The following is a 1,056-nucleotide window of genomic DNA, read 5'->3' on the forward strand; positions in this document are numbered from 1 at the left end:
CATCGCGGCGGAAGCCGCCACGGTCATCGTCACGACGGAAGGGCGGGCGGTCGTCGCGACGCTCATCGCGGCGGAAGCCGCCGCGGTCGTCATCACGACGGGGGCCACGGTCATCGCGGCGGTCGTCACGGCGGAAGCCGCCGCGGTCGTCGTCGCGGCGGGGGCCACGGTCGTCACGACGCTCGTCACGACGGAAGCCACCACGGTCGTCATCACGGCGGCCGAAGCCGCCGCCGGGACGGCCACCGCGGTCGTCGCGGCGGAAGGGCGGGCGGTCGTCACGACGCTCGTCACGACGGAAGCCACCGCGCTCGTCATCACGACGGGGACCGCGGTCGTCACGACGGTCGTCACGGCGGAAGCCGCCGCGGTCGTCGTCGCGGCGGGGGCCACGGTCGTCACGACGCTCGTCACGACGGAAACCGCCACGGTCATCGTCACGACGGGGACCACGGTCGTCACGACGGTCGTCACGGCGGAAGCCGCCGCCGGCGCGGTCGTCGCGACGGCCGAAACCGCCGCCACGCGGGCCGCGGGGGCCCCCACCGCGACGCGGCTCGCCGCCAGAGCGGCCGTCGGGAGAGTTGGTGGACATCGACGTGACTCCTGTCTTCGGGTACCGCAGTCATTCTCACGCACCCTGATGACAGGCGCGCTTCGGGGAAAAACAAAAAGGACCCCTGGTCCCAGCGTGAACGCTGGGACCAGGGGTCCTTGAAAGATTGTTCGGCGGCGTCCTACTCTCCCACAGGGTCCCCCCTGCAGTACCATCGGCGCTGAAAGGCTTAGCTTCCGGGTTCGGAATGTAACCGGGCGTTTCCCTAACGCTATGACCACCGAAACCCTATCGGGTTCTAGCGAACAAGCACACTCTTTAATTAACAGTGAAACTTGGTTCAACCGGTGCGACTGTTCGCAACCCGGGAACCACACAGTGGACGCGAGCAACTGAGGACAAGCCCTCGGCCTATTAGTACCAGTCAGCTCCAACCGTTACCGGTCTTCCACACCTGGCCTATCAACCCAGTCGTCTACTGGGAGCCTTACCCCATCAAG

At 67.3% G+C, this 1,056-nt stretch carries 2 rRNA genes and 1 pseudogene; 1 reads left to right on the forward strand and 2 read right to left on the reverse strand.

From position 1 onward, the window contains the following. Window positions 1–718 (forward strand): annotated as a pseudogene (locus K6I33_RS35210) (hypothetical protein); the annotation flags it as partial. Window positions 719–724: 6 nt separating this feature from the next. Here K6I33_RS35210 and rrf read toward each other — a convergent pair. Both rrf and K6I33_RS35220 read right to left on the reverse strand, forming a co-directional pair. Beyond that, window positions 725–841 (reverse strand): 5S ribosomal RNA (gene rrf / locus K6I33_RS35215). A 109-nt stretch (window positions 842–950) separates the two neighbouring features. Beyond that, window positions 951–1,056 (reverse strand): 23S ribosomal RNA (locus K6I33_RS35220); the annotation flags it as partial.

The organism is Streptomyces sp. UNOB3_S3 (assembly GCF_020740895.1).
Classification (GTDB): Bacteria; Actinomycetota; Actinomycetes; order Streptomycetales; family Streptomycetaceae; genus Streptomyces.